This window comes from Pseudomonas sp. SC3(2021) (assembly GCF_019856535.1).
In the GTDB taxonomy this organism is placed as follows: Bacteria; Pseudomonadota; Gammaproteobacteria; order Pseudomonadales; family Pseudomonadaceae; genus Aquipseudomonas; species Aquipseudomonas monsensis.
Map to the genome: position 1 here is coordinate 2,334,861 of NZ_CP082236.1, position 24,408 is coordinate 2,359,268.

Annotated in this window: 22 protein-coding genes; 19 read left to right on the top strand and 3 right to left on the bottom strand. The window is 61.0% G+C overall.

Annotation, left to right across the window (positions count from 1 at the left end):
• The first annotated feature begins 32 nt into the window (after positions 1–32).
• The 3 genes from K5Y35_RS10300 to K5Y35_RS10310 are packed head-to-tail and all read left to right on the top strand — an operon-like array spanning position 33 to position 2,489.
• A complete protein-coding gene (locus K5Y35_RS10300) occupies positions 33–1,052 on the top strand; it encodes an aminoglycoside phosphotransferase family protein (protein ID WP_222834185.1) in 1,020 nt (339 codons plus the stop codon).
• Positions 1,049–1,720 (top strand): N-acetylmuramate alpha-1-phosphate uridylyltransferase MurU, encoded by a 672-nt coding sequence (gene murU, locus K5Y35_RS10305; RefSeq protein WP_222834186.1) that lies wholly within the window; start codon positions 1,049–1,051, stop codon positions 1,718–1,720. Before K5Y35_RS10300 ends, murU begins: the two co-directional genes overlap by 4 nt.
• 1 nt (position 1,721) lies before the next feature.
• Complete coding sequence (locus tag K5Y35_RS10310) at positions 1,722–2,489, top strand: TerB family tellurite resistance protein (RefSeq protein WP_123469256.1); 768 nt, start codon at positions 1,722–1,724, stop codon at positions 2,487–2,489.
• 136 nt (positions 2,490–2,625) lie between these two features.
• Here the strand turns inward: K5Y35_RS10310 and K5Y35_RS10315 are convergent, their stop codons facing one another.
• The gene (locus K5Y35_RS10315) at positions 2,626–3,609 is read right to left on the bottom strand and encodes an alpha/beta hydrolase family protein (RefSeq protein ID WP_222834187.1); all 984 of its coding nucleotides are present in this window, start codon (positions 3,607–3,609) and stop codon (positions 2,626–2,628) included.
• A gap of 73 nt (positions 3,610–3,682) precedes the next feature.
• Between K5Y35_RS10315 and K5Y35_RS10320 the strand changes: the two genes are divergently transcribed.
• The 10 genes from K5Y35_RS10320 to trpE all read left to right on the top strand — a co-directional run bounded on the left by K5Y35_RS10320 (position 3,683) and on the right by trpE (position 16,219).
• Positions 3,683–6,079 carry a PAS domain S-box protein gene (locus K5Y35_RS10320; protein WP_123469252.1) on the top strand — a complete coding sequence of 799 codons (2,397 nt, stop codon included), beginning with the start codon at positions 3,683–3,685 and terminating at the stop codon, positions 6,077–6,079.
• A gap of 85 nt (positions 6,080–6,164) precedes the next feature.
• Positions 6,165–6,794, top strand: coding sequence for a response regulator transcription factor (locus tag K5Y35_RS10325; protein WP_123469250.1), 630 nt, complete (start codon positions 6,165–6,167; stop codon positions 6,792–6,794).
• 352 nt (positions 6,795–7,146) lie between these two features.
• Positions 7,147–8,271 carry an ABC transporter ATP-binding protein gene (locus K5Y35_RS10330; protein ID WP_123469248.1) on the top strand — a complete coding sequence of 375 codons (1,125 nt, stop codon included), beginning with the start codon at positions 7,147–7,149 and terminating at the stop codon, positions 8,269–8,271.
• Between the two features lie 48 nt (positions 8,272–8,319).
• A complete protein-coding gene (locus K5Y35_RS10335; RefSeq protein WP_128616097.1) occupies positions 8,320–9,363 on the top strand; it encodes an ABC transporter substrate-binding protein in 1,044 nt (347 codons plus the stop codon).
• A gap of 181 nt (positions 9,364–9,544) precedes the next feature.
• Positions 9,545–10,792 (top strand): ABC transporter permease, encoded by a 1,248-nt coding sequence (locus tag K5Y35_RS10340; protein WP_123469244.1) that lies wholly within the window; start codon positions 9,545–9,547, stop codon positions 10,790–10,792.
• A 12-nt stretch (positions 10,793–10,804) separates the two neighbouring features.
• Positions 10,805–11,629, top strand: coding sequence for an ABC transporter permease (locus K5Y35_RS10345; RefSeq protein WP_123469242.1), 825 nt, complete (start codon positions 10,805–10,807; stop codon positions 11,627–11,629).
• Positions 11,630–11,915: 286 nt separating this feature from the next.
• Complete coding sequence (locus tag K5Y35_RS10350; RefSeq protein ID WP_222834188.1) at positions 11,916–13,064, top strand: iron-containing alcohol dehydrogenase; 1,149 nt, start codon at positions 11,916–11,918, stop codon at positions 13,062–13,064.
• A 113-nt stretch (positions 13,065–13,177) separates the two neighbouring features.
• Positions 13,178–13,852 (top strand): ribulose-phosphate 3-epimerase, encoded by a 675-nt coding sequence (gene rpe, locus K5Y35_RS10355; protein ID WP_003228808.1) that lies wholly within the window; start codon positions 13,178–13,180, stop codon positions 13,850–13,852.
• Positions 13,849–14,667, top strand: a complete 819-nt coding sequence (locus K5Y35_RS10360; RefSeq protein ID WP_186746567.1) for a phosphoglycolate phosphatase — start codon at positions 13,849–13,851, stop codon at positions 14,665–14,667. Before rpe ends, K5Y35_RS10360 begins: the two co-directional genes overlap by 4 nt.
• 70 nt (positions 14,668–14,737) lie before the next feature.
• Complete coding sequence (gene trpE / locus K5Y35_RS10365) at positions 14,738–16,219, top strand: anthranilate synthase component I (protein WP_222834189.1); 1,482 nt, start codon at positions 14,738–14,740, stop codon at positions 16,217–16,219.
• A 172-nt stretch (positions 16,220–16,391) separates the two neighbouring features.
• On the opposite strand, the gene estP is transcribed toward trpE, so the two are convergent.
• Positions 16,392–18,302: an esterase EstP gene (gene estP / locus K5Y35_RS10370; RefSeq protein ID WP_222834190.1), complete on the bottom strand. Its 1,911-nt coding sequence runs from the start codon at positions 18,300–18,302 to the stop codon at positions 16,392–16,394.
• A 407-nt stretch (positions 18,303–18,709) separates the two neighbouring features.
• On the opposite strand from estP, the gene K5Y35_RS10375 reads away from it, so the two are divergent.
• The 4 genes from K5Y35_RS10375 (at position 18,710) to K5Y35_RS10390 (ending at position 22,031) form a co-directional block, all read left to right on the top strand.
• Positions 18,710–19,303 carry an aminodeoxychorismate/anthranilate synthase component II gene (locus tag K5Y35_RS10375; RefSeq protein ID WP_123469233.1) on the top strand — a complete coding sequence of 198 codons (594 nt, stop codon included), beginning with the start codon at positions 18,710–18,712 and terminating at the stop codon, positions 19,301–19,303.
• A 9-nt stretch (positions 19,304–19,312) separates the two neighbouring features.
• Entirely contained in the window at positions 19,313–20,362 is a 1,050-nt protein-coding gene (trpD, locus tag K5Y35_RS10380) for an anthranilate phosphoribosyltransferase (RefSeq protein WP_096817925.1), read from the top strand.
• Positions 20,359–21,198, top strand: a complete 840-nt coding sequence (gene trpC, locus K5Y35_RS10385; RefSeq protein ID WP_123469231.1) for an indole-3-glycerol phosphate synthase TrpC — start codon at positions 20,359–20,361, stop codon at positions 21,196–21,198. The genes trpD and trpC overlap by 4 nt, the downstream gene beginning before the upstream one ends.
• 134 nt (positions 21,199–21,332) lie before the next feature.
• The gene (locus K5Y35_RS10390) at positions 21,333–22,031 is read left to right on the top strand and encodes a biotin/lipoate A/B protein ligase family protein (RefSeq protein WP_222834191.1); all 699 of its coding nucleotides are present in this window, start codon (positions 21,333–21,335) and stop codon (positions 22,029–22,031) included.
• Positions 22,032–22,041: 10 nt separating this feature from the next.
• On the opposite strand, the gene crp is transcribed toward K5Y35_RS10390, so the two are convergent.
• On the bottom strand, positions 22,042–22,686 hold the full coding sequence (crp, locus tag K5Y35_RS10395; protein ID WP_008088598.1) for a cAMP-activated global transcriptional regulator CRP: 645 nt from the start codon (positions 22,684–22,686) through the stop codon (positions 22,042–22,044).
• Positions 22,687–22,923: 237 nt separating this feature from the next.
• On the opposite strand from crp, the gene K5Y35_RS10400 reads away from it, so the two are divergent.
• Positions 22,924–23,346 (top strand): OsmC family protein, encoded by a 423-nt coding sequence (locus tag K5Y35_RS10400; protein ID WP_123469228.1) that lies wholly within the window; start codon positions 22,924–22,926, stop codon positions 23,344–23,346.
• Between the two features lie 238 nt (positions 23,347–23,584).
• Positions 23,585–24,379 carry an adenosylmethionine decarboxylase gene (gene speD, locus K5Y35_RS10405; RefSeq protein WP_123469226.1) on the top strand — a complete coding sequence of 265 codons (795 nt, stop codon included), beginning with the start codon at positions 23,585–23,587 and terminating at the stop codon, positions 24,377–24,379.
• Positions 24,380–24,408: the final 29 nt, after the last annotated feature.

The following is a 24,408-nucleotide window of genomic DNA, read 5'->3' on the forward strand; positions in this document are numbered from 1 at the left end:
CTTGACGGCTAGCGCCGTCGGAGACCCTTGTAATGCCTGACCAAGATGTACGCTTGCAACACCTGAAAGTTTGGCTCGATGAACAGCTGGAAAACCTGTTTGCAGATCAAGGCTGGGGCGCCGTGCCCCCGGCCACGTTGACTGCGGCCAGCAGTGACGCGAGTTTCCGCCGCTATTTCCGTTGGGAAGGTGCGGGTCGCAGCTTCGTCGTGATGGACGCGCCGCCGCCCCAGGAAAACTGCAAACCGTTCGTGGACATCGCCTTTTTGCTGGCGAAATCCGGCATAAACGTGCCGAAAATTTATGCCGAAGACCTCGAACGCGGATTTCTTTTGCTCAATGACCTGGGCAACAAGACCTATCTCGACGTGATCGACAGCGGAAATGCCGACGCGTTGTTCAGCGATGCCCTGCAATCTCTGTTGGCTTTTCAGCAATTGCCGATGGTGGCACCGCTGCCGAGCTATGACGTCGCGCTGCTGCGCCGTGAGCTGGAACTGTTCCCGGAGTGGTACGTGAAGCGTGAACTGGGCATCGAGTTCGATGCGACTCAACAGCAGCAGTGGCAGCGCATCAGTGATCTGCTGATTGACAGCGCTCTGGCGCAACCGAAGGTGTTGGTGCACCGCGACTACATGCCGCGCAACCTGATGATCAGCGAACCGAATCCGGGGGTGCTGGATTTTCAGGATGCGGTCTATGGTCCGGTGACCTATGACGTGACCTGCCTGTTCAAGGACGCCTTCCTCAGCTGGCCTGAAGAGCGCGTACGCGGCTGGCTGGAAAGCTACTGGCAGCAAGCCGCTGCACTGAACATCCCGGTGCAGCCGGATTTTCAAGATTTCCTGCGCGCCAGCGACCTGATGGGCGTGCAGCGTCACCTGAAAGTCATCGGCATCTTCGCCCGCATCTGCCACCGCGATGGCAAGCCGCGCTATCTGGCCGACGTGCCGCGCTTCTTCTCTTATATAGAAGCGGTGATTGCCCGGCGTCCTGAACTGGCAGAGCTGCAAGCGCTGTTTACCCGCCTGCGAGGTGGAGCAACGGCATGAAGGCAATGATTCTGGCGGCAGGCAAAGGCGAGCGTATGCGCCCGCTGACCCTGACCACACCGAAACCGCTGGTGCGTGCCGGTGGCGTGCCGTTGATCGAGTATCACCTGCGTGCCCTGGCGGCCGCCGGTTTCAACGAAATCGTGATCAATCACGCCTGGCTCGGTCAGCAGATCGAGGATTACCTGGGGGACGGCACTCAATTTGGCCTGAGCATTCAGTACTCGCCGGAAGGCGAGCCGCTGGAAACCGGTGGCGGGATTTTCCGTGCGTTGCCGTTGCTTGGCGACGATGCGTTCCTGGTGGTCAATGGCGACATCTGGACCGATTACGACTTCAGCGTCCTGCATCAGCCGATCACCGGTCTGGCGCATCTGGTCCTGGCGGACAATCCGGCGCATCACCCGGCCGGGGATTTCTCGCTGGTCGATGGGCGTGTGAGTGATGGTCAGGCGGATGCCGCGACGCTGACCTATAGCGGTATCGCTGTCCTCCATCCGCAGCTGTTCGACGGCTGCGCCGACGGTGCCTTCAAACTGGCACCGCTGTTGCGCAAAGCCATGGCGGCAGGCGAGGTGACCGGCGAGCGGCTGAAAGGTCATTGGGTGGATGTCGGGACGCACGAGCGTCTGGCTGAGGCCGAAACCTTGATAGAAGCGAGTCGCTGATATGTTGTGGCCAGGGACTCTGATTGGAGCCGGAGCGGGTTTTGCGATCGCCAGCATTCCGGGGGCCATGCTTGGGGCGTTGCTGGGACAGGCGCTGGATCGGCGTCTGCATTTGCAGAGCTGGGGGCACTTGCGGGAAAAGCTCGGCGGCCGACCGATGCTGCGCAACGACGAATTGTTGTTCGTGTTGCTCGGGCGTCTGGCCAAGAGCGACGGGCGCGTGACCGACGGCCATATCCAGCAGGCACGCAACGAAATGCGCGCCCTGGAAATGAGCGAGCCGGCCACGCGTCGGGCCATTGCGGCGTTCAACCGTGGCAAGTCCGGCAGCGATAACCTGCGCGGTTATCTACGGCGCCTGGGCGGCCAGCCCCATGCGGCCGAAGGTGTATTGCGCGCCTGTTGGCGGATGGTCTGGGCCGATGGCCGTGCCGGCGTCAGCGAGCGTGAACTGTTGGCGCAATGGGGCAAGTGGCTGGGCTGGACGACGCATCAGGTGCAGGCGCTGGCCAGTGATTACGAACCGGGCAAGCGGCCAATTGTCAGCGCGGCGGTAAGCTACCAGGAGGCGATGCGTTTACTGGGCGTGTCGGCGACCAGCGAACCGGCGCAGATCAAACGGGCGTACCGGCGTCTGCTCAGCCGTCATCATCCGGACAAAGTGGCGGGTAGCGGAGCGACGCCGGCGCAGGTGCACGAGGCGACCGAAAGGACGCGCGAGTTGCACAATGCCTATACGTTGATTCGTCAGCGGCGCGACTTTCGCTAGGCGTTAGCGGTTTGCTGTTTGTGAGGGCCTCTTCGCGAGCAGGCTCGCTCCCGGACTGGATCGTGTTTCTGCAGTTGGAATGCGATCGAGTGTGGGAGCGAGCCTGCTCGCGATTGGGGGCTATTGGGTTTTGCGGTCAATCCACGTTCTGCGGATTCAACCAGCCACGCACCCGCCGGAACAACTGCTCCTGCTCCGCCTTGTTATCCGGCAGCGCCTTGAGCGCCACCTGGCTGAAAGCCGAGGTCTTCAAACGCTTGCTCGCCTGCATGCGCTGCAGCGCCGCGTGACGATCCAGTGGCTTGTCCATGTAGAAAATGTCCGCCGTCGGCAGTTTCAAGGCAGGCGTCAGTTCCACCAGTTGTGGCTTGGCCTTGGTCGGTGCCTGCGCGTCGATCATGATGAATTTCTCCACCTGCGCCGTTTGTTTTTCGCTCAGGTAACGGGCGGCCCAATAGGCGCCGGTACCGTGACCGAGTACGACAATACTGCGGACACTTTGCTGTTCGGCGTAGGCAATCGCCGCGTCGATACGCGCGAAGATTCGTTCGGCGTCCGCCTTGGAGTGTTCTTCAGTCGTTTCGGCGACCACCTGATCGGCCACGTCCGCTTCGCCGCCGGCAGCCTGTTCGATGGGTTGCGCGGTGGTCGAGTCCTTGCTGCCGGACTCCGCGGCTTTCGGCGTCACCGGTGTTTCGACGACGCGCGGTGCAATGGCATCGCTTTGCAGGTCGGGCAGCGTGATACTCAGGCTGCTCCACTGCGCGTCCGGCAATTTCTGCCGCAACGGGCCGATTGCTTGCGGCCAGTCAGCTGTTTCGCCAGCGCCGGGGATGATAATCACCGCACCTTTGGGATCGGCGGTGTTGGCCGGTTTCCACAGGGCCAGAAAGGTGTCGCTGCCGGCCTGTAATTGTTGCTGTTCCTGCGCCGGCACTTGACGTTCCAGTGCGGCGGCCTCTTCCTGACTACGCTCAAGCAGTGGCTGGCGTTCGACCGGTTTTTCTTCGGCCGGTTTCTCGGCCGCTGGAGCAGGGTCGGCGGCGTTGACGGAAAACGCACAAGGCAGGATCAGCGACAGGCACAATGCTGGCATTGCCAGGCGGTAAACAGAGGGCATCGGTTATTCCAGGCCAGAAAGTATCCCGGCAGCCTAATGGGTTGGTCAGAATTTGTCAGTGTACGAGACTTCAATGAAGCGATTTTGCTGCCTGTGGGTTATCGGCTGTTTGTGGTTTCCCTTGATGGGCTGGGCGGCGCCTGCGTCCCCGGCGCACGTTGCGCAATTGTCCGCGAGTCAGCAGCAGTGGCTGGCACAACATAATGAATTGCGGGTCGGGCTGGTGCTGCAGGCGCCGTACGCGCAATACGACCGGCGTTTGCAGAAGCTCTCCGGGGCCAACGTCGAGTTGATGAAGTGGCTGGCCCAAGCCCTTAATGTCGAATTGAGCTGGCGCAATTTTCCCGATCTGGGACGACTGGAGAGCGCCTTGCGCGAAGGCGAAATCGACGTCGCCCCGGGCCTGAGCCAGACCCCGAGTGCGCTGCGCCTGTGGCAGTTTTCCGACCCGTATATGCGCGTGCCGCAACTGGTAGTCAGTGATCAGAAGGCCAGCGGTGTGGTGGATCTGGAGAAACTCGACAGCCAGACCCGTGTCGCGGTGCGCATGCCCAGTACCACCGCGGATTATTTGCGCGGCACCTATCCCCATCTGAATCTGCAAGGCGTGCCGCTGGAACGTCAGGCGTTGCAGCTACTGTTGAGTCAGCAGGCGTCCTACGCGGTGGTCGATGAGGCGCAGCTCGGGCGGCTGTCAGCCGAGCCAGAGTTCGCCGAGCTGGTAGTGGTCGGTGACATTGGCCTGCCGCAATTGCTGCGGGTCGGTACGCGTCGTGACTGGCCGGAGCTGGCCGGTATCGTCCAGAGTGCCTTGCGCGCGATCCCGGCCAAGGATCTGGAGCGCCTGCACAGCCAATGGTTGCAACCCAAGTACCCGCGACTGTCGGAGTCACCGGGGTTCTGGCAGAACCTCAGTCTGTTGTTCGCGGTCATGTTGCTCAGCTGCGTGGCGATCGTGTTCTGGCAACGGCGCCAGCAGCACAGCCTCGAGCAGCGCTTGCTCGCCGCACGGGAAGACATCGCCCTGCGCGCGGCCAGCGAAGAAGCGCTGCGGCTCACGCAGTTTTCCATTGATCAAAGCACGGTCGGCATTCTCTGGGTCAACTGGGACAGCCATGTGCGCTACGCCAACCGGGCGGCGGAAGTCATGCTTGGTTATCCCGTCGGCGGTCTGATCGAGCGACCGCTGATCGACTTCGAGCCGGGCCTGCACATGGACCGATGGCTCAACCTGTGGAAGCGCGCGCGGGCCAGTGAAGAAGGGCCGCTGAGCTTTGAAACCAGCTGCGTGCGCGCCGATGGCGGCATCCTGCCGGCGGACGTGTCACTGAGTTTTCTGCGCTTTCGCGACAGCGAATACCTGGTGGTTTATCTCACCGACGTCACCGAGCGCCGCCGCGCACTCGCCGCGTTGCAGGAAAGCGAGGCGCGCCTGCAAGGCATTGCCGCCAACGTCCCGGGTCTGGTGTTCCGCCTGGAGCGGGCACCGGTGACCGGGCAGATCGACTTTGCCTACATCAGCGAGGGCAGTGAAAGCCTGGTCGGTTACGCGCCGGCCACCATCGCCCATCGCGACATGGGCTTGCGCAGCCTGGTGCACCCGGACGATAAAGCCAGTTACCACCGGACCCAGGATCAGGCGCTGGACACCGACAGCGACTGGTCGTGGCAGGGCCGCATCCTCACGCGTCAGGGCCAGCAGCGCTGGGCCGAGATCAAGGCGATCACCCGGCAACTGGAGGACGGCGCTTATGTCTGGGACGGCATCGTCTGGGACATCACCGAAAGCAAGCGCATCGAACTGGAACTGGCCGCCTCCCGCGAGCAATTGCGCGAACTGTCGGCGCACCTTGAGAGCGTGCGTGAAGAAGAGAAGGCGCGCATTGCCCGGGAGGTGCACGATGAGCTGGGGCAAATGCTCACGGTGCTGAAACTGGAAACGTCGATGTGCGAATTGGCCTACGCGCAGCTCGATCCTGGTCTGAACGAACGGCTGAACAGCATGAAGCGCCTGATCGCCCAGTTGTTCCAGTTGGTGCGGGATGTGGCGACGGCGCTGCGCCCACCGATTCTCGATGCCGGGATTGCCTCGGCGATTGAATGGCAGGCGCGGCGCTTCGAGGCGCGCACGCAGATTCCGTGTCTGGTGCAGGTGCCGGACAATCTGCCGGCGCTCAGCGATGCCAAGGCGATCGGGCTGTTCCGGATTCTGCAGGAGGCACTGACCAATGTGATGCGGCATGCCCAGGCGCATACTGTGGAACTGACGCTGGCGCTGGAAGGCGATGAATTGCGTCTGACCGTCAGCGATGATGGCGTAGGATTCGTCGCCGCTACCGGTCGGCCGACTTCGTTCGGGCTGGTGGGCATGCGCGAGCGGGTGCTGATCATGGGCGGGCGGCTAGTGCTGGAGAGTGAGCCGGGGGAGGGCACCAGCCTGACTGTGTGGGTGCCGGTGAGTGAGGTTTGAAGGTGTGTGGTGTTTGCGCTGACGCTATCGCGAGCAGGCTCGCGCCCACAGGGTTTGGTGTGTGCCTGAAATCTGGAGAAAAAACTTGATCCGTGTACTGGTAGCCGAAGACCACACCATCGTCCGCGAAGGCATCAAGCAATTGATCGGCCTGGCCAAGGATCTGCAAGTGGTGGGGGAGGCGAGTAATGGCGAGCAGTTGCTGGAAACCCTGCGCAGTGTGCCGTGCGAGGTGGTGTTGCTGGATATCTCCATGCCCGGGGTCAATGGCCTGGAAGCGATTCCGCGGATTCGCGCGCTGAACAACCCGCCCGCCATTCTGGTGCTGTCGATGCACGATGAAGCGCAGATGGCCGCCCGTGCCCTCAAGATCGGTGCGGCCGGGTATGCAACCAAGGACAGTGATCCGGCCCTGTTGCTGACCGCCATCCGCAAAGTGGCGGCGGGCGGCCGCTACATTGATCCGGAACTGGCCGATCGCATGGTCTTTGAAGTCGGCCTGACCGATACGCGGCCATTGCACTCGCTATTGTCCGAGCGCGAATTCTCGGTGTTCGAACGCCTGGCCCAGGGCGCCAATGTCAATGACATCGCCCAGCAACTGGCCCTGAGCAGCAAAACCATCAGCACCCACAAGGCGCGGCTGATGCAGAAGCTCAACATCACCTCACTGGCCGAGCTGGTCAAATACGCGATGGAACACAAGCTCCTCTAACTGTCACCGCGATCAAACCTGTGAGAGCGAGCTTGCTCGCGAATGCGGTGTATCAGTCACAGAATGAGTTGAATGACCCACCGCTTTCGCGAGCAAGCTCGCTCCCACAGGTTTCTTCATCGATCCTGCGAGATTGGGCATATCTGTTAGCGACACGCGCTTTTGCTTGTTCTTGCAGCTTGCAGCTCAACCCTCGCCACTGTCTTATCCATTAGCGCCATCCTTGTAGGGCAATCCCTACCCCCAACCTTCCATCCGGCTGAGGCGATTCTCTCCTGCGCCCCGATTTGCGCGCCTGTCAGCAGCCACTAGGCTTAACCCACAAGCAGTCATCAACAACAAAGGTGTGGGTATGAGCCAGGTCGATTCAAACGCAGGGGCCAGTGATGTGCTGGTCAGCTTTCGTGGAGTGCAGAAGAGCTACGACGGCGAGAACCTGATCGTCAAAGACCTCAACCTGGACATTCGCAAAGGCGAGTTCCTGACCCTGCTCGGGCCGTCCGGTTCGGGCAAGACCACCAGCCTGATGATGCTCGCCGGCTTCGAAACACCGACCGCCGGAGAAATCCTGCTGGCCGGGCGCGCAATCAACAACGTGCCACCGCACAAGCGCGACATCGGCATGGTGTTTCAGAACTACGCGCTGTTCCCGCACATGACCGTGGCGGAAAACCTCGCCTTCCCGCTGACCGTGCGCGGCCTGAACAAGAGCGACGTCAGTGACAAGGTGAAGAAAGTCCTCAGCATGGTCCAGCTCGACGCTTTCGCCTCGCGCTACCCGGCGCAACTGTCCGGTGGTCAGCAGCAGCGGGTAGCACTGGCTCGGGCGCTGGTGTTCGAACCGCAACTGGTGTTGATGGACGAACCGCTGGGCGCACTCGACAAACAGCTGCGCGAACATATGCAGATGGAGATCAAGCACCTGCATCAGCGCCTCGGCGTGACCGTGGTCTACGTGACCCACGACCAGGGTGAAGCGCTGACCATGTCCGATCGCGTGGCGGTCTTCCACCAGGGCGAAATCCAGCAGATCGCTCCGCCGCGCACCCTCTACGAAGAGCCGAAAAATACCTTCGTCGCCAACTTCATCGGCGAGAACAACCGCCTCAACGGTCGCCTGCTCAGCCAGAGCGGCGAGCGCTGCGTGGTCGAGCTGGGCCGTGGCGAGAAGGTCGAGGCACTGGCGGTCAACGTCGGCCAGACCGGCGAACCGGTGACCCTGTCGATCCGTCCGGAGCGCGTCAGCCTCAACGGCTCGAGCGATCAATGTGTCAACCGCTTCTCAGGGAGGGTGGCGGAATTCATCTATCTGGGCGACCACGTCCGGGTGCGCCTGGAAGTCTGCGGCAAGACCGACTTCTTCGTGAAACAACCGATTGCCGAGCTCGATCCAGCGCTCGCGGTCGGGGACGTGGTTCCGCTTGGCTGGCAGATCGAGCACGTGCGCGCGCTTGATCCTCTTCTAGAGGCGAACTGATCGCCCCGGCAATACCAACACCAACCCTGCACGTGGAGAGAACAATAAATGTTGAGATCCCTGAAGTTCACCGCCCTGACCCTGGGCCTGATGGGTGCGGCCAGCGCGATGGCGGCTGGCCCGGATTTGACCGTGGTGTCGTTTGGCGGGGCGAACAAGGCCGCGCAAGTCAAAGCCTTCTACGCACCGTGGGAAGCGGCGGGCCATGGCAAGATCGTCGCCGGCGAGTACAACGGCGAAATGGCCAAGGTCAAAGCCATGGTCGATACCAAGAGTGTGTCGTGGGATCTGGTCGAAGTTGAATCGCCGGAACTGTCCCGTGGCTGTGACGAAGACATGTTCGAGCAACTCGACCCTGCGCTGTTCGGCAAATCCGAAGACTACGTCAAAGGCGCTATCCAGCCGTGCGGCGTGGGCTTCTTCGTCTGGTCGACCGTCCTTGCGTACAACGCCGACAAGCTGAAAACCGCACCGACCAGTTGGGCCGATTTCTGGGACACCAAGAAATTCCCGGGCAAGCGTGGCCTGCGCAAAGGCGCCAAGTACACCCTCGAGTTCGCACTGATGGCCGATGGCGTAGCGCCGAAAGACGTCTACAAAGTGCTGGCCGGCAAGGATGGTCAGGACCGTGCGTTCAAGAAGCTCGATGAACTGAAGCCGAGCATCCAGTGGTGGGAAGCCGGCGCGCAACCGCCGCAGTACCTCGCTTCCGGTGACGTGGTCATGAGCTCGGCCTACAACGGTCGTATCGCTGCGGTGCAGAAGGAATCCAACCTGAAAGTGGTGTGGAACGGCGGCATCTACGACTTCGACGCGTGGGCCATCCCGAAAGGTCTGGACGCCAAACGCGCGGAAGCCGCGAAGAAGTTCATCGCCTTCTCGGTCCAGCCGCAACAGCAGAAGACCTACTCGGAAAACATCGCCTATGGCCCGGCCAACACCCAAGCCGTGCCGCTACTGGCCAAGGATGTCCTGAAAGACATGCCGACCACTCCGGAAAACATCGCCAACCAGGTGCAGATCGACGTCAGCTTCTGGGCTGACAACGGCGAGCAACTGGAACAGCGCTTCAATTCCTGGGCTGCGAAATAACCGAGGGCTCGCTCTCCTGTGGGAGCGAGCTTGCTCGCGAAAGCGCCAGTACATTCAACATTGATGTCGACTGATGCGCCGCCTTCGCAAGCAAGCTCGCTCCCACATTTGGATCTGTGTGCATCAATCGATCGAGGTGGTTCGCCACCTCTGTAACGATCAAAGATTTGCGGAGTACGTCATGGCCATCGCCGTTCCCCTGAACGAGGGCACCAGCCCCACCTTGAAGCAGAAGCTCAAGCGCGCCGAGCGAGTCAACCGCTGGAAGGCCCAGGCGTTGATTGCGCCGCTGGTGCTGTTTCTGTTGCTGGTGTTCTTGGTGCCGATCGTGGCGCTGCTCTACAAAAGCGTCGGCAACCCGGAAGTGGTCGGCGGCATGCCGCGCACCGTGGCGGCCATCGCCAGTTGGGACGGCCGCGGCCTGCCCGCTGAGCCGGTGTACAAAGCCGCTGGCGAAGACCTCGCCGAAGCCCGGAAAAACCAGACGCTGGGCGATTTGTCCAAGCGCTTGAACATGGAATTGGCCGGCTATCGCAGCCTGCTGACCAAAACCGCCCGTGCGCTGCCCTTTGCCAGCGAACCGGCCTCTTATAAAGAAGCACTTGAAGGCCTCGACGAGCGCTGGGGCGATCCGGCCTACTGGCAAGCGGTCAAGCGCAACACCAGCAGCATCACCCCGTATTACCTGCTGGCGGCGGTCGATCACCGCATCGACGACCTCGGCGAACTGGCCCCGGCCACCCCGGATCAGGCGATCTACCTCGACATCTTCGCCCGCACGTTCTGGATGGGCCTGGTGATCACTGTGATCTGCTTGCTGCTCGCCTATCCACTGGCTTATCTGCTGGCCAACCTGCCATCGCGCCAGAGCAACCTGCTGATGATTCTGGTGCTGCTGCCGTTCTGGACCTCGATTCTGGTGCGAGTCGCGGCGTGGATCGTGTTGCTGCAATCGGGCGGGCTGATCAACAGCGCGCTGATGGCAATGGGCATCATTGATAAGCCGCTGGAGCTGGTGTTCAACCGCACCGGGGTCTACATCTCGATGGTGCACATCCTGCTGCCGTTCATGATCCTGCCGATCTACAGCGTGATGAAAGGCATCTCACCGACTTACATGCGTGCCGCGATTTCGCTGGGCTGCCATCCGTTCGCCAGTTTCTGGCGGGTGTACTTCCCGCAGACCTACGCTGGCGTCGGCGCCGGTTGCCTGTTGGTGTTCATCCTCGCCATCGGCTACTACATCACCCCGGCGCTGCTCGGCAGCCCGAACGATCAAATGGTCAGCTACTTCGTCGCGTTCTACACCAACACCAGCATCAACTGGGGCATGGCCACGGCGTTGGGCGGCTTGCTGCTGCTGGCAACCGTGGTGCTTTATCTGATCTACAGCTGGCTGGTGGGCGCCAGTCGCCTGCGCCTGAGCTAAGGGGAATTTGAAATGCTGAGTCCTTACATGTCGCCCATCGAACGGGTGTGGTTCTACAGCTTGCGGATTCTCTGCGGCCTGATCCTGTTGTTCCTGATTCTGCCGGTGCTGGTGATCGTGCCGCTGTCGTTCAACTCGGGGAGTTTTCTGGTCTATCCGCTGCAGGGCTTCTCGCTGCAGTGGTACCACGACTTCTTCGCCTCGGCGGAATGGATGCGCGCGCTGAAGAACAGCATCATCGTCGCCCCGGCAGCGACGGTGCTGGCGATGATCTTTGGCACGCTGGCGGCAATCGGTCTCACTCGCGGTGACTTCCCCGGCAAAGCGCTGGTGATGGCGCTGGTGATTTCGCCGATGGTGGTGCCAGTGGTGATCATCGGTGTGGCGAGTTATCTGTTTTTCGCACCGCTGGGCTTGGGTAACAGTTTCTTCTCGCTGATCGTGGTGCACGCGGTGCTCGGTGTGCCATTCGTGATCATCACCGTGTCGGCGACGTTGCAGGGTTTCAACCATAACCTTGTACGGGCGGCGGCCAGCCTCGGCGCTTCGCCACTGACCACGTTCCGCCGGGTGACCTTGCCGCTGATTGCGCCGGGGGTCATTTCCGGGGCGCTGTTCGCCTTCGCGACGTCGTTCGATGAGGTGGTGGTGACGCTGTTCCTCGCCGGCCCGGAGCAAGCGACCTTGCCACGGCAAATGTTCAGCGGGATCCGCGAGAACCTCAGTCCGACTATCGCTGCCGCCGCTACGTTGCTGATCGCCTTCTCGGTGATTCTGCTGCTGACCCTGGAATGGCTGCGTGGGCGCAGCGAGAAACTGCGTACTGCTCAGGTTTAAGGGCCAGATCAAAGGCTTACCCCCTGACCCCAGCCCTCTCCCCCCAGGGGGCGAGGGGGAATGGGAGCAGATCTTCATGGTCTTCAAAACTTGTGTTCGACCGGTATCGCGCGTCGATGTACTCCGAGAGAACGGCTCGGTCAGTCCCCTCTCCCTCTGGGAGAGGGCTAGGGTGAGGGTTCTTGCTCTGGCCCTCGATGGCTCATTCACCACCTGAATACCAGACAACCCCAAACCCTCGACTACGCTTGTGCTCAGCTCCCACACCTATAAGAGGCTGCGCACGATGAGTCTGTCCCAGTTCAAAATCGCTCACAAACTGATCACCGGCGCTGCGGCCATCGAGCAACTGGCGGCGGAACTCACGCGCCTGGATATCGACAACCCGCTGATCGTCACCGACGCCGCACTGGTCAAATCCGGCACCGTGGAGCTGGCGCTGTGCCAATTGGGTGGGCGCGAATACGAGATTTTCGACCGAGTGCTACCGGACCCGGAAATTGCCATCGTCGAAGACTGCATGCGCGTTTACCGCGAGGGCGGACATGACGGCTTGATCGGCCTCGGTGGCGGTAGTGCCATCGACATCGCCAAAAGCGTCGCGGCGTATGCCGGTTACCACGGCGCGCTGGAAGATCTGTTCGGCGTCGAGCAGGTGCCGCGCAAAGGCCCGCCGCTGATCGCCATCCCGACCACCGCCGGCACCGGTTCGGAAGTGACCAACGTGGCGATTCTTTCCGACAAGGTCGCGCAACTGAAGAAAGGCATCGTCAGCGACTACCTGTTGCCAGACGTCGCGCTGGTCAGCCCGCAAATGACCCTGACCTGTCCGCGCAGTGTCACTGCCGCCAGTGGAGTCGATGCGTTGGTGCATGCCATCGAATCCTATCTGTCGGTCAACGCCTCGCCGATTACCGACTCGCTGGCCATCGGCGCAATCAAACTGATCGCCCGGGCGCTGCCCAAGGCCTACGCCAATGGCGCCAATCTGCAGGCCCGCGAAGACATGGCCACCGCCAGCCTGATGGCCGGCATGGCGTTCGGCAATGCCGGGGTCGGCGCGGTGCATGCGTTGGCGTATCCACTGGGCGGTCGCTTCAACATCGCCCATGGCGTGAGTAACGCCTTGCTGCTGCCGTACGTCATGACCTGGAACAAGATGGCCTGCGTCGAACGCATGCAGGATATCGCCGAAGCCATGGGGGTGAAGACGGCTCATCTGAGCGCCACGGAGGCGGCGGATAAAGCCGTGCAGGCCATGACCGATTTGTGTGCGGCGGTAGATATTCCGCCGGGCCTGCGCAGTTTCGGTGTGCCCGAAGACGCGATCCCGGCGATGGCAGTGGAAGCCGCAGGGATCGAGCGTTTGATGCGCAACAACCCGCGCAGGCTCAGCGCTGCGGACATCGAAAAGATCTACCGCGCGGCGTACTGAGTCGCGATCGGTCTCGCTCATGGCATAACCCAATCATCGTGGTCACGGTGCGCGCGCGGAAACTTGAGGTATACAATGCGCGCCATCGTGATTTAGCTCAGAAAAGGTGCGTCATGCAGCCCTTCGTAATTGCTCCGTCGATTCTCTCCGCCGACTTCGCCCGCCTCGGCGAAGAAGTGGACAACGTTCTGGCCGCCGGTGCCGACTTCGTCCACTTCGATGTCATGGACAACCACTACGTGCCGAACCTGACCATCGGGCCGATGGTCTGCGCGGCACTGCGCAAGTACGGCATCACCGCGCCGATCGACGCGCACTTGATGGTCAGCCCGGTGGATCGCATCGTCGGCGACTTCATCGAGGCCGGCGCCACCTACATCACCTTCCACCCGGAAGCCACGCTGCACGTCGATCGCTCGCTGCAACTGATCCGTGAAGGCGGCTGCAAATCCGGCCTGGTGTTCAACCCGGCGACCCCGCTGGACGTGCTCAAGTACGTGATCGACAAGGTCGACATGGTCTTGCTGATGAGCGTCAACCCGGGCTTCGGCGGGCAGAAGTTCATTCCCGGCACCCTCGACAAACTGCGCGAAGCGCGGGCGATCATTGATGCTTCGGGCCGCGACATCCGTCTGGAAATCGACGGCGGCGTCAACGTCAACAACATCCGTGAAATCGCCGCGGCCGGTGCGGACACCTTCGTCGCCGGCTCGGCGATCTTCAATGCGCCGAACTATCAGGAAGTCATCGACAAGATGCGTTCCGAACTGGCGCTGGCGCGTCCATGAGCGGTTTTGAGCAGCTGTTCCCGGGGCAACTGCCACGGTTGGTGATGTTCGATCTGGATGGCACGCTGATCGACTCGGTTCCCGACCTGGCGGCGGCGGTGGACACCATGCTGCTCTCCCTCGGGCGCAAGCCTGCCGGCATCGAGTCGGTGCGCGAGTGGGTCGGCAATGGCGCACCGGTGCTGGTGCGCCGGGCGCTGGCCGGTGGCATCGATCATTCGGCGGTGGATGACGTCGAGGCCGAGCACGCGCTGGAAGTGTTCATGGAAGCTTACGGCGCCAGCCATGAGCTGACCGTGGTCTATCCGGGTGTGCGCGACACCCTCAAATGGCTGAACAAGCAAGGCGTGGCGATGGCGCTGATCACCAACAAGCCGGAGCGTTTTGTCGCGCCGCTGCTGGATCAGATGAAGATCGGCCGCTACTTCAAATGGATCATCGGCGGCGACACCCTGCCGCAGAAGAAACCCGACCCGGCCGCACTGTTCTTCGTGATGAAAATGGCCAACATCCCGGCCTCGCAATCGCTGTTCGTCGGCGACTCGCGCAGCGACGTGCTGGCGGCGAAAGCGGCGGGGGTCAAATGCGTGGCGCTCAGCTACGGCTACAACCACGGCCGACCGATTGCCGAGGAAGCCCCGGCGCTGGTGATCGACGATCTGCGCAAGCTAATTCCCGGTTGCCTCGGTACAGCCGCTGAGATAACGTTGCCCGACGCTGCTCAATCCCATTCTGGAAACGCCATCGTGGTGGTCACTCGCAAACTCTGGATGAAAGTCATCAAGGCCCTGGCCCGCTGGCGTTGGCGCGCCTGACTGTTTCCTGGCCGGCCCGCCGGCGCGTTTGCACACCTGACTGTTAGCACCTCACACCACGAGGCACCTCATGATCCGCGAAGAATTCCTGCGCTTGGCCGCCGACGGCTACAACCGCATTCCGCTGGCCTGCGAAACCCTGGCCGACTTCGACACGCCGCTGTCGATCTACCTGAAACTGGCCGACCAGCCCAACTCCTACCTGCTCGAATCAGTGCAGGGCGGCGAGAAATGGGGCCGTTACTCGATCATCGGCCTGCCGTGCCGCACCGTGCTGCGGGTTCACGATCATCATGTGAGCATCACCGTCGACGGCGTCGAGACCGAAAGCCATGACGTCGAAGACCCGCTGGCCTTCGTCGAAACCTTCAAGGCCCGCTACAACGTGCCGACCATCGCCGGTCTGCCGCGTTTCAACGGTGGCCTGGTCGGATACTTCGGTTATGACTGCGTGCGTTATGTCGAGAAACGCTTGGGCAAATGCCCGAACCCGGATCCGCTGGGTGTGCCGGACATTCTGTTGATGGTTTCCGATGCGGTGGTGGTGTTCGACAACCTCGCCGGCAAGATGCACGCGATCGTCCTCGCCGACCCGGCGCAAGCCGACGCTTACGAGCAGGGGCAGGCGCAATTGCAGGCACTGCTGGAAAAACTGCGTCAGCCGATCACCCCGCGCCGAGGCCTGGACTTCAGCAAGCAGCAGTCGGCTGATCCGGTGTTCCGTTCGAGTTTCACCCAGGACGATTACGAAAAAGCCGTCGACACCATCAAGGAATACATCCTTGCCGGTGACTGCATGCAGGTCGTGCCGTCGCAGCGCATGTCGATCGACTTCAAGGCTGCGCCGATTGATCTCTATCGCGCCCTGCGGTGCTTCAACCCGACGCCGTACATGTATTTCTTCAACTTTGGCGACTTCCACGTCGTCGGCAGTTCGCCGGAAGTACTGGTGCGGGTTGAAGACAACCTGATCACCGTGCGCCCGATTGCCGGTACGCGTCCGCGTGGTGCTACCGAAGAAGCGGACGTGGCGCTGGAAGAAGACCTGTTGTCGGACGACAAGGAGATTGCCGAGCACTTGATGCTGATCGACCTCGGGCGTAACGACACCGGGCGGGTTTCGGAAATCGGCTCGGTGAAACTCACCGAGAAAATGGTCATCGAGCGTTATTCCAACGTGATGCACATCGTTTCCAACGTCACCGGCCAGTTGAAGGCCGGGCTGACGGCGATGGACGCACTGCGGGCGATTCTGCCGGCCGGCACCTTGTCCGGTGCACCGAAGATTCGCGCGATGGAAATCATCGACGAACTGGAGCCGGTCAAACGTGGTGTGTACGGCGGCGCGGTCGGTTACTTTGCCTGGAACGGCAACATGGACACCGCGATTGCCATTCGCACGGCGGTGATCAAGAACGGCGAACTGCACGTGCAGGCCGGCGGCGGCATCGTTGCCGACTCGGTGCCGGCGCTGGAATGGGAAGAAACCCTGAACAAGCGCCGCGCGATGTTCCGTGCTGTGGCCCTGGCTGAGCAGACACCGGACGCCTGAGCCACGCAAAACACTGGTAGGCCTTCGCCTGCTCGCGATTTCGGCCTGACATTCACCTTTAATGTTGGCTGATCCACCGCCATCGCGAGCAGGCGCAGGCCTGCATTGAGTTGTGCTCGGACCTAAAAAAACGCGGCGCCTGTGAGGGCGCCGCGTTTTTTATGCCGGCAAATCAGAAATCGAGGCTGACCCCGACGTTCACCCCTTGCTGGGTAAAGTCGTCATCCTTGCGCACGTTGTAGCTGGCGCGCAACGCCAGATCCTGAGTGAGCTTGTGGCTCACGCCCAGGTTCAGGCGATTGAGGTTGGTCTGCGGCTCGTAGCCTTCGAGGGTGAAACGATTGTTCGGCAGGCTGTTGAGGTTGATGGTCAGGTCTTGCCGGTCGTCGTTGTACTCACGCTCGTGAGCGAGCTCGCCGAACACTTGGGTCTGTGCAGTGATCTGGTACTTGCCCTGGATGCCCAGGCCCAGACGCCGCGAGTTGCGCGACTGGTCATCGAAGGTCAGCGCGGTGGAATCCGCGCCTTTTTCCGAGTAACCATCCACTTCGGTCTTGCCGAAATCGGCGCTGACGAACGGCGACAGGTGCCATGGACTGCTGGCCTGCTGCGCGATGTCGTAGCCGATGCGGCCGCTGATCGCCAGGACGTAGCCGTCGGTATCGCCTTTCTCTCCGCGCTCGTTGACCCCGAGCTGGAATTTACGCTTGAGGCTGTCGTAGTCGAGTTTGCCGGCGGTCATCGCCAGATCGCCCCACCAGCGGTTTTGCTGGTACTGGGCGAATGCGGTGCCCATGTAGGCGTTGAGTTTGTATTCCGAGTCGGCGTCGCCGGCTTCGAGTTTCTGGTTATAGAAACCCGCGGCCACACCGACACGCCAGGCTTCGTTGACGCGATAGCTGCCGCCGATGTTCAGGTTATAGCCGTTGCCGTCGGCACTGGCAGCGCTTTGCTGGCCGTCGAAATCCTGATGTTGACCGCCGCCGGCAACGATGGCGCGCCATTGGCCGATGCCCTGCCAGTTTTCCCAATCGGCCAGCCATTGGTTACGCAGTTCATCCTGATGCGCACGCAACGAACCCTGGGCCATTTCCGGCAGCAGGGTCAGTTCCCACGGTGCTGCCAGCAGTGAGTAGGCGTAGTCGGCAATCAGCCGCTGGCCGGTTTCGGTCGGGTGCACCGCGTCGTTGTAAATCAGCTTGGTCGGATCCGGGGTGGCGCTGTTGATGCCGTATCGGGCGTTTTCTGTGCAACTGTTGCCGCTGAAGCAGGTGGCCGTGAGGTTCTGGTCCGTCGCGAGGCCGAACTGCGCCGGGTTGGCGAAGGCCTCTTTGAGCAGCACCGGAATGTTCAGGGGAATGATTTCAGCGTTGATGCCCTGCAGCTGGCTGACCAGCTCGGTGTTGAACTGGGCGCTGAGCTGCGAGGTGAAAGCCTGCAGCGGCGAGCCATTGACCGCCGGGGTCAGGCCGATGTCTGGCAGCAGCCAGACCATGATGTATTTGGCGCCGGCACCTTGCAGCGTACGTACGCTATCGGCCAGACGATCGGCCGCCGAGTTGGCCTGGTCAAGACTGAGCACGCGTCCCTGGAGGAAGTCGTTCCCGCCGCCGGACAGGTAATACAGCGCGTTCGGGTCGGCGCGGAAGCCGTTCGAGGGCAGGTAACCGGCGCGGGTGCGCTCACCGGTAGCCGATTGTGTGGTGATCGAGTCGAGAATCTGGTCGGTACGGTATCCGCCCACCGCCCAGTTGTTGCCATCCGCCAGCCCTTCGCCAGCACGCACCGCCGAGGACGAAGACGCGGTTTGATCAGGGCTGAAACCCAGTTTGCCGCCGATGATCTGGGTGGAGTTGAGGTTACGGTTTTCGCCAGTGCCATCCTGGTACAGCGGGCCGGTGCGGTTGGTGTAGCGCTGCGTGGCGCCGGCCGGGCCGCCGGTGTCGCTGAAGGTCCCGGCATCGTTCAGGCTGTCGCCGAAGACGATGAAACTGGAATAAGGATTGGGTGCCGCATTGGCCTGGGCGCAAGCCAGAGCCAGCAGGCATCCGGCGAGCGGTACAAACAACGTCTGTTTGATCATGAGCAAGTCCGTTTATTTATTGTTTTAGGTGAACGAAACGACAGTACCAAAAACTCCCGGCATTTTGCCATCGGTCGCGAAGCCTCCCTTAGTTTTGTCCCCCGTCAGCACCGCCATATTGCACGCTCTGCCCAGCTAAGTTACTGTGCCGGAACGTATGAACGAGACCTTCCCCGTGTTGATCGTCAGCAAACTACTGGATCAAGTCATCAAGGCACACGCCCGTTGGCGTTGGCGCGCCTGAATCTTTTTTGCCGGCCCGGCCGGATCTGTATCGCTTTGCCTTCCTTGCCCGTTTGAAATGCCGCTGTGCCGACGCCCTCTGCGCGTCCGACATCGTGCAGCGCCCTGCGGGCAAGTCATTCGAAGGCTGTCTTCAAGTCAGAATTCAAGAGGTTCGAAACGCCATGTTGCTGATGATCGACAACTACGACTCCTTTACTTACAACGTTGTGCAATACCTCGGCGAGCTGGGTGCCGAGGTCAAGGTCGTGCGCAACGACGAACTGACCATCGCCGAAATCGAAGCGCTCAACCCCGAGCGCATCGTTGTATCCCCCGGCCCCTGCACACCGACCGAAGCCGGCATCTCCATCGAAGCCATCAAGCACTTTGCCGGCAAACTGCCAATCCTCGGCGTTTGTCTGGGCCACCAGTCCATCGGCCAGGCCTTTGGCGGTGACGTGGTGCGTGCCCGGCAGGTGATGCACGGTAAGACTAGCCCGGTATTCCACGAGGACAAGGGCGTTTTTACCGGTCTGAATCATCCGCTGACGGTTACCCGCTACCACTCGCTGATCGTCAAGCACGAGACCTTGCCCGATTGCCTGGAGCTGACCGCGTGGACGCAACACGATGACGGCAGCGTCGACGAAATCATGGGCCTGCGTCACAAGACCCTGAACATTGAGGGCGTACAGTTTCACCCCGAGTCGATCCTGACCGAACAGGGCCATGAACTGTTTGCCAACTTCCTCAAACAAACCGGCGGCACGCGCTAAGGACTTCCCATGAATATCAAGACAGCCCTGAGCCGTATCGTCGATCACCTCGACCTCAGCACCGATGAAATGCGCGACGTGATGCGCGAAATCATGACCGGCCAATGCACTGACGCACAGATCGGCGCGTTCATGATGGCCATGCGCATGAAGAGCGAGAGCATCGACGAGATCGTCGGCGCCGTGTCGGTGATGCGCGAGCTGGCCGACCAGGTCGAACTCAAGACCCTCGACGGCGTGGTCGATGTGGTCGGCACCGGCGGTGACGGTGCCAATATCTTCAACGTGTCGACGGCGTCTTCGTTTGTCGTCGCGGCCGCCGGTTGCACCGTGGCCAAGCACGGTAATCGTGCAGTCTCGGGCAAGAGCGGCAGCGCCGACTTGCTGGAAGCCGCCGGCATTTACCTGAACCTGACACCGGTCCAGGTGGCCCGTTGCATCGACAACGTCGGCATCGGTTTCATGTTTGCCCAGACCCACCACAAAGCCATGAAGTACGCCGCCGGCCCGCGCCGCGATCTCGGCTTGCGTACGCTGTTCAACATGCTCGGCCCGCTTACGAATCCGGCCGGAGTGAAACATCAGGTGGTGGGCGTCTTCACTCAGGCGCTGTGCCGGCCATTGGCCGAGGTCTTGCAACGTCTGGGCAGCAAACATGTGCTGGTGGTGCATTCGAAGGATGGTCTGGACGAATTCAGCCTCGCCGCGCCGACCTTTGTTGCCGAGCTGAAAAACAACGAGATCACCGAATATTGGGTCGAGCCCGAGGACTTGGGCATGAAGAGCCAGAGCCTGCACGGGCTGTCGGTCGAAGGACCGGAGGCGTCGCTGGCGCTGATCCGCGATGCACTGGGCAAGCGCAAAACCGAAAACGGCCAGAAAGCCGCTGAAATGATTGTGCTCAATGCCGGTGCAGCGCTGTACGCCGCCGATCTGGCCACGAGTTTGAAAGAAGGCGTGGCGCTTGCGCACGACGCTCTGCACACCGGCCTCGCTCGGGAAAAACTCGAGGAGTTGGGTGCCTTTACCGCGGTATTCAAAGTGGAGAATGAGGGATGAGTGTACCGACGGTTCTGGAAAACATTCTGGCGCGCAAAGTCCAGGAAGTCGCCGAGCGCAGCGCTCGCGTCAGCCTGAGCGAGCTGGAAGGTCTGGCCAAGGCGGCCGATGCACCCCGTGGTTTTGCCCAGGCATTGCTGGCGCAGGCGAAGAAGAAGCAACCGGCGGTGATCGCCGAGATCAAGAAGGCTTCGCCGAGCAAAGGCGTGATCCGCGAAAACTTCGTGCCTGCCGACATCGCCAAAAGCTACGAGAAGGGCGGGGCGACCTGTCTGTCGGTGCTGACCGACATCGATTACTTCCAGGGCGCCGATGCTTACCTGCAACAGGCCCGTGCCGCGTGCAGCCTGCCGGTGATCCGCAAGGATTTCATGATCGACCCCTACCAGATTGTCGAAGCCCGTGCCCTCGGCGCCGACTGCGTGCTGTTGATCGTCTCCGCACTGGATGACGTGAAAATGGCCGAACTGGCGTCGGTGGCCAAAGGCGTTGGTCTTGATGTGTTGGTGGAAGTGCACGACGGCGATGAACTGGAGCGTGCGTTGAAAACCCTCGACACGCCACTGGTCGGGATCAACAACCGCAACCTGCACACCTTTGACGTCAGCCTCGAAACCACCCTTGACCTGTTGCCGCGCATTCCGCGCGATCGACTGGTGATCACCGAGAGCGGCATCCTCAACCGTGCCGATGTCGAGCTGATGGAAATCAGCGACGTCTATGCGTTCCTGGTCGGTGAAGCATTCATGCGCGCCGAAAGCCCAGGCACCGAACTGCAGCGTCTGTTCTTCCCGGAGCGTGGTGGCCCGGTAGTCAGTGGTTCGACCCTCGACTGATTCAGTCAGTCCGAGTAGACGCCATCGCGTGCAGGCTCACTCCTACACTTGGAATGCGTTCCCCCTGTAGGAGCGAGCCTGCTCGCGATGACGGCATAAGATTCACCTCAGACTGAACGTCCTACGGAAACCTTATGATCCCGACCTCCCTCACCATCGAAGCCGGCCTGCAAGCCGAACAAGACTTGTTGGCTTCGGTCTGCGCCGGCGACGCCGAATTCGGCCTGTTGTTCTGGCGGCCTGGCGATCGCGCGCTGGTCATGCCGCGCCGCCTCAACCGTCTGCCGGGTTTCGATCACGCCTGTGCAGTCTCCGCCGCTGCCGGCTGGCCCGTCTTGTTGCGTGAGACCGGCGGTGAGCCCGTTCCGCAATCTGCCGCAACCCTCAACATCGCACTGGTCTACGCACCGCCGCGCAGCCAAGGCGATCTGAACCGGATCGAAACCGGCTACCGCCGCCTCTGCGATCCGATCTGTGAGTTACTGGACGAATTGGGGGGCACGTCGTCCCTGGGGGAAATCGACGGCGCGTTCTGCGACGGTCGTTTCAACGTCAATCTCGATGGGCGCAAGATGGTCGGCACGGCTCAGCGCTGGCGCCAGAGTCAGGGCGGACAACGCCCGGTCGGTCTGGTACACGGTGCGATGCTGATGGATAACGAGCGCGAGTCGATGGTGGCGGCCGTCAATCGCTTCAATGAAGCCTGCGGTCTGGAGCAGCGGGTGCGGGCTGAAAGCCACATTGCCCTGCACGAGAAGTTCGCCGCGCCAAATGCATTGGCGCGTCTTGATGAGCTGTTTCGTCTGATGCTGGCGCAGGTCTACAGCGCCTGACGTTACGCGCTTAGCGGGTGCCGAAGACCACCATGGTCTTGCCTTTCACATCGACCAGGTTGCGTTCTTCAAGATCCTTGAGCACGCGACCGACCATCTCCCGCGAACACCCGACAATCCGCCCGATTTCCTGACGGGTCACCTTGATCTGCATGCCGTCCGGGTGAGTCATGGCGTCCGGTTGCTTGCACAGCTCCAGCAGGCAGCGGGCCACACGACCGGTGACGTCGAAGAACGCCAGGTCGCCGACCTTACGCGTGGTGTTGCGCAGACGTTGTGCGATTTGTCCGCTGAGGACGTAAAGAATGTCCGGGTCCTGTTGGGACAGTTCGCGAAACTTGGCGTAACTGATTTCGGCGGTTTCGCATTCGACCTTCGCCCGCACCCAGGCACTGCGTTCCTGTTCCTGGCCCGCCTGTTCGAACAGGCCCAGTTCACCGAAGAAGTCTCCGGCGTTCAGGTAGGCGATGATCATCTCGCGGCCGTCGTCATCCTCGATCAGGATCGTCACCGAGCCCTTGATAATGAAATACAGCGTGTCCGAGCGATCACCCGCACAAATGATATTGCTCTTGGCCGCATGGCGACGGCGCTGGCAATGCATCAACAGCTTGTCGAGGTTCTTGATTTTGGGTGTGGGGGTAATAGCAACCATGGTTGTATCCCGAAAAGACTGCACGGTGATGTTTGATTTTTTATGAGGCGCTGAAGGCGGTCGCTACACAGGCTGACAATTGGCGCCAGCGAATTGGCGCCAGCTTACCAGACACTTCGTCGAAAATTCGAGAAATTACCTACGCCGTAGACGCATGCGTCCCACGATCGGCGCCCACTGTCAGAATGAATCCCTGTGCTAAGCTGGCGACCCTTTTTTTACAGTGGAGTCTTGGCGATGAAGGCACGCATCCAATGGGCTGGCGAAGCCATGTTCCTCGGCGAATCCGGTAGCGGTCATGTCGTGGTGATGGACGGTCCGCCGGACGCCGGTGGTCGCAATCTAGGGGTTCGGCCGATGGAAATGCTCCTGCTGGGTGTTGGCGGTTGCAGCAACTTCGACGTGGTCAGCATTCTGAAGAAATCCCGTCAGGCCGTTGAAAGCTGTGAAGCCTTTCTCGATGCCGAGCGTGCGACCGAAGATCCGAAGGTGTTCACCAAGATCCACATGAAGTTCGTGGTCAAGGGCCGGGGCTTGAAAGAAGCCCAGGTCAAACGCGCCGTCGAGCTGTCTGCGGAAAAGTACTGCTCGGCCTCGATCATGCTCGGCGCTGCGGGCGTGGACATTACCCACGAGTACGAAATCGTCGAACTCGGTTGAACCGACATTCAACTATCATAAAAGCAGTGCAGACTCTGGCGATCCCCCCGCTGACGTCTGCATGATGCGCCACTTTTTTCAGGGCAGTGACCGGTCAGCCGACGGGTCATCCGCCTGTACATATAACCAGAATCGCCATCGTGAAGAGGTGTTAACCGTCCTACGCAAGTGCGTTGTTCGCACTTGACGGGCATGCTTGATCACGCGGCTGCGCCGCAAGCACAGAGAGTTTCCAACGGTGAAAAGCAAACTCAAGCTCCACGGGTTCAATAACCTGACCAAGACCTTGAGCTTCAACATCTATGACATCTGTTATGCGGAAACCCCGCAAGACCAGCAGGCCTACGTCGAGTACATCAATCAAGAGTACAACGCGAAACGCCTGACGCAGATTCTCACGGAAGTTGTCGAGATCATTGGTGCCAACATCCTGAACATTGCCAGTCAGGACTACGAGCCTCAGGGCGCCAGTGTCACGATTCTGATTTCTGAAGAACCAGTGACCCCGACCGAAAGTCAGATCGAAGAGTCTCCGGGCCCCTTGCCCGAAATCATCCTTGCCCACCTCGACAAGAGCCACATTACGGTGCACACCTACCCGGAAATCCATCCGGACGACGGTATTGCGACGTTCCGTGTGGACATCGACGTGTCGACGTGTGGTGTGATTTCACCGCTCAAGGCGCTCAACTTTCTCATTCACCAGTTCGATTCGGACATCGTCACCGTGGATTATCGTGTGCGCGGCTTCACCCGTGATGTTGAAGGCAACAAGCACTTCATCGACCACGAGATCAATTCAATCCAGAACTACCTGTCCGAAGACACCCGAGACGCTTACCAGATGACCGACGTGAACGTGTATCAGGAAAACCTGTTCCACACCAAAATGCTGCTGAAGGACTTCGAACTGGACAATTACCTGTTCGGCGACGCCACCAGTAACCTGTCCGCTGAACAGCGTGCTCAGGTGACCGACCGGGTGAAACACGAAATGCTGGAGATCTTCTACGCGCGCAATATGTCAGCGTAAGATCTTCGGGCACAAAAAAGGCGACTACT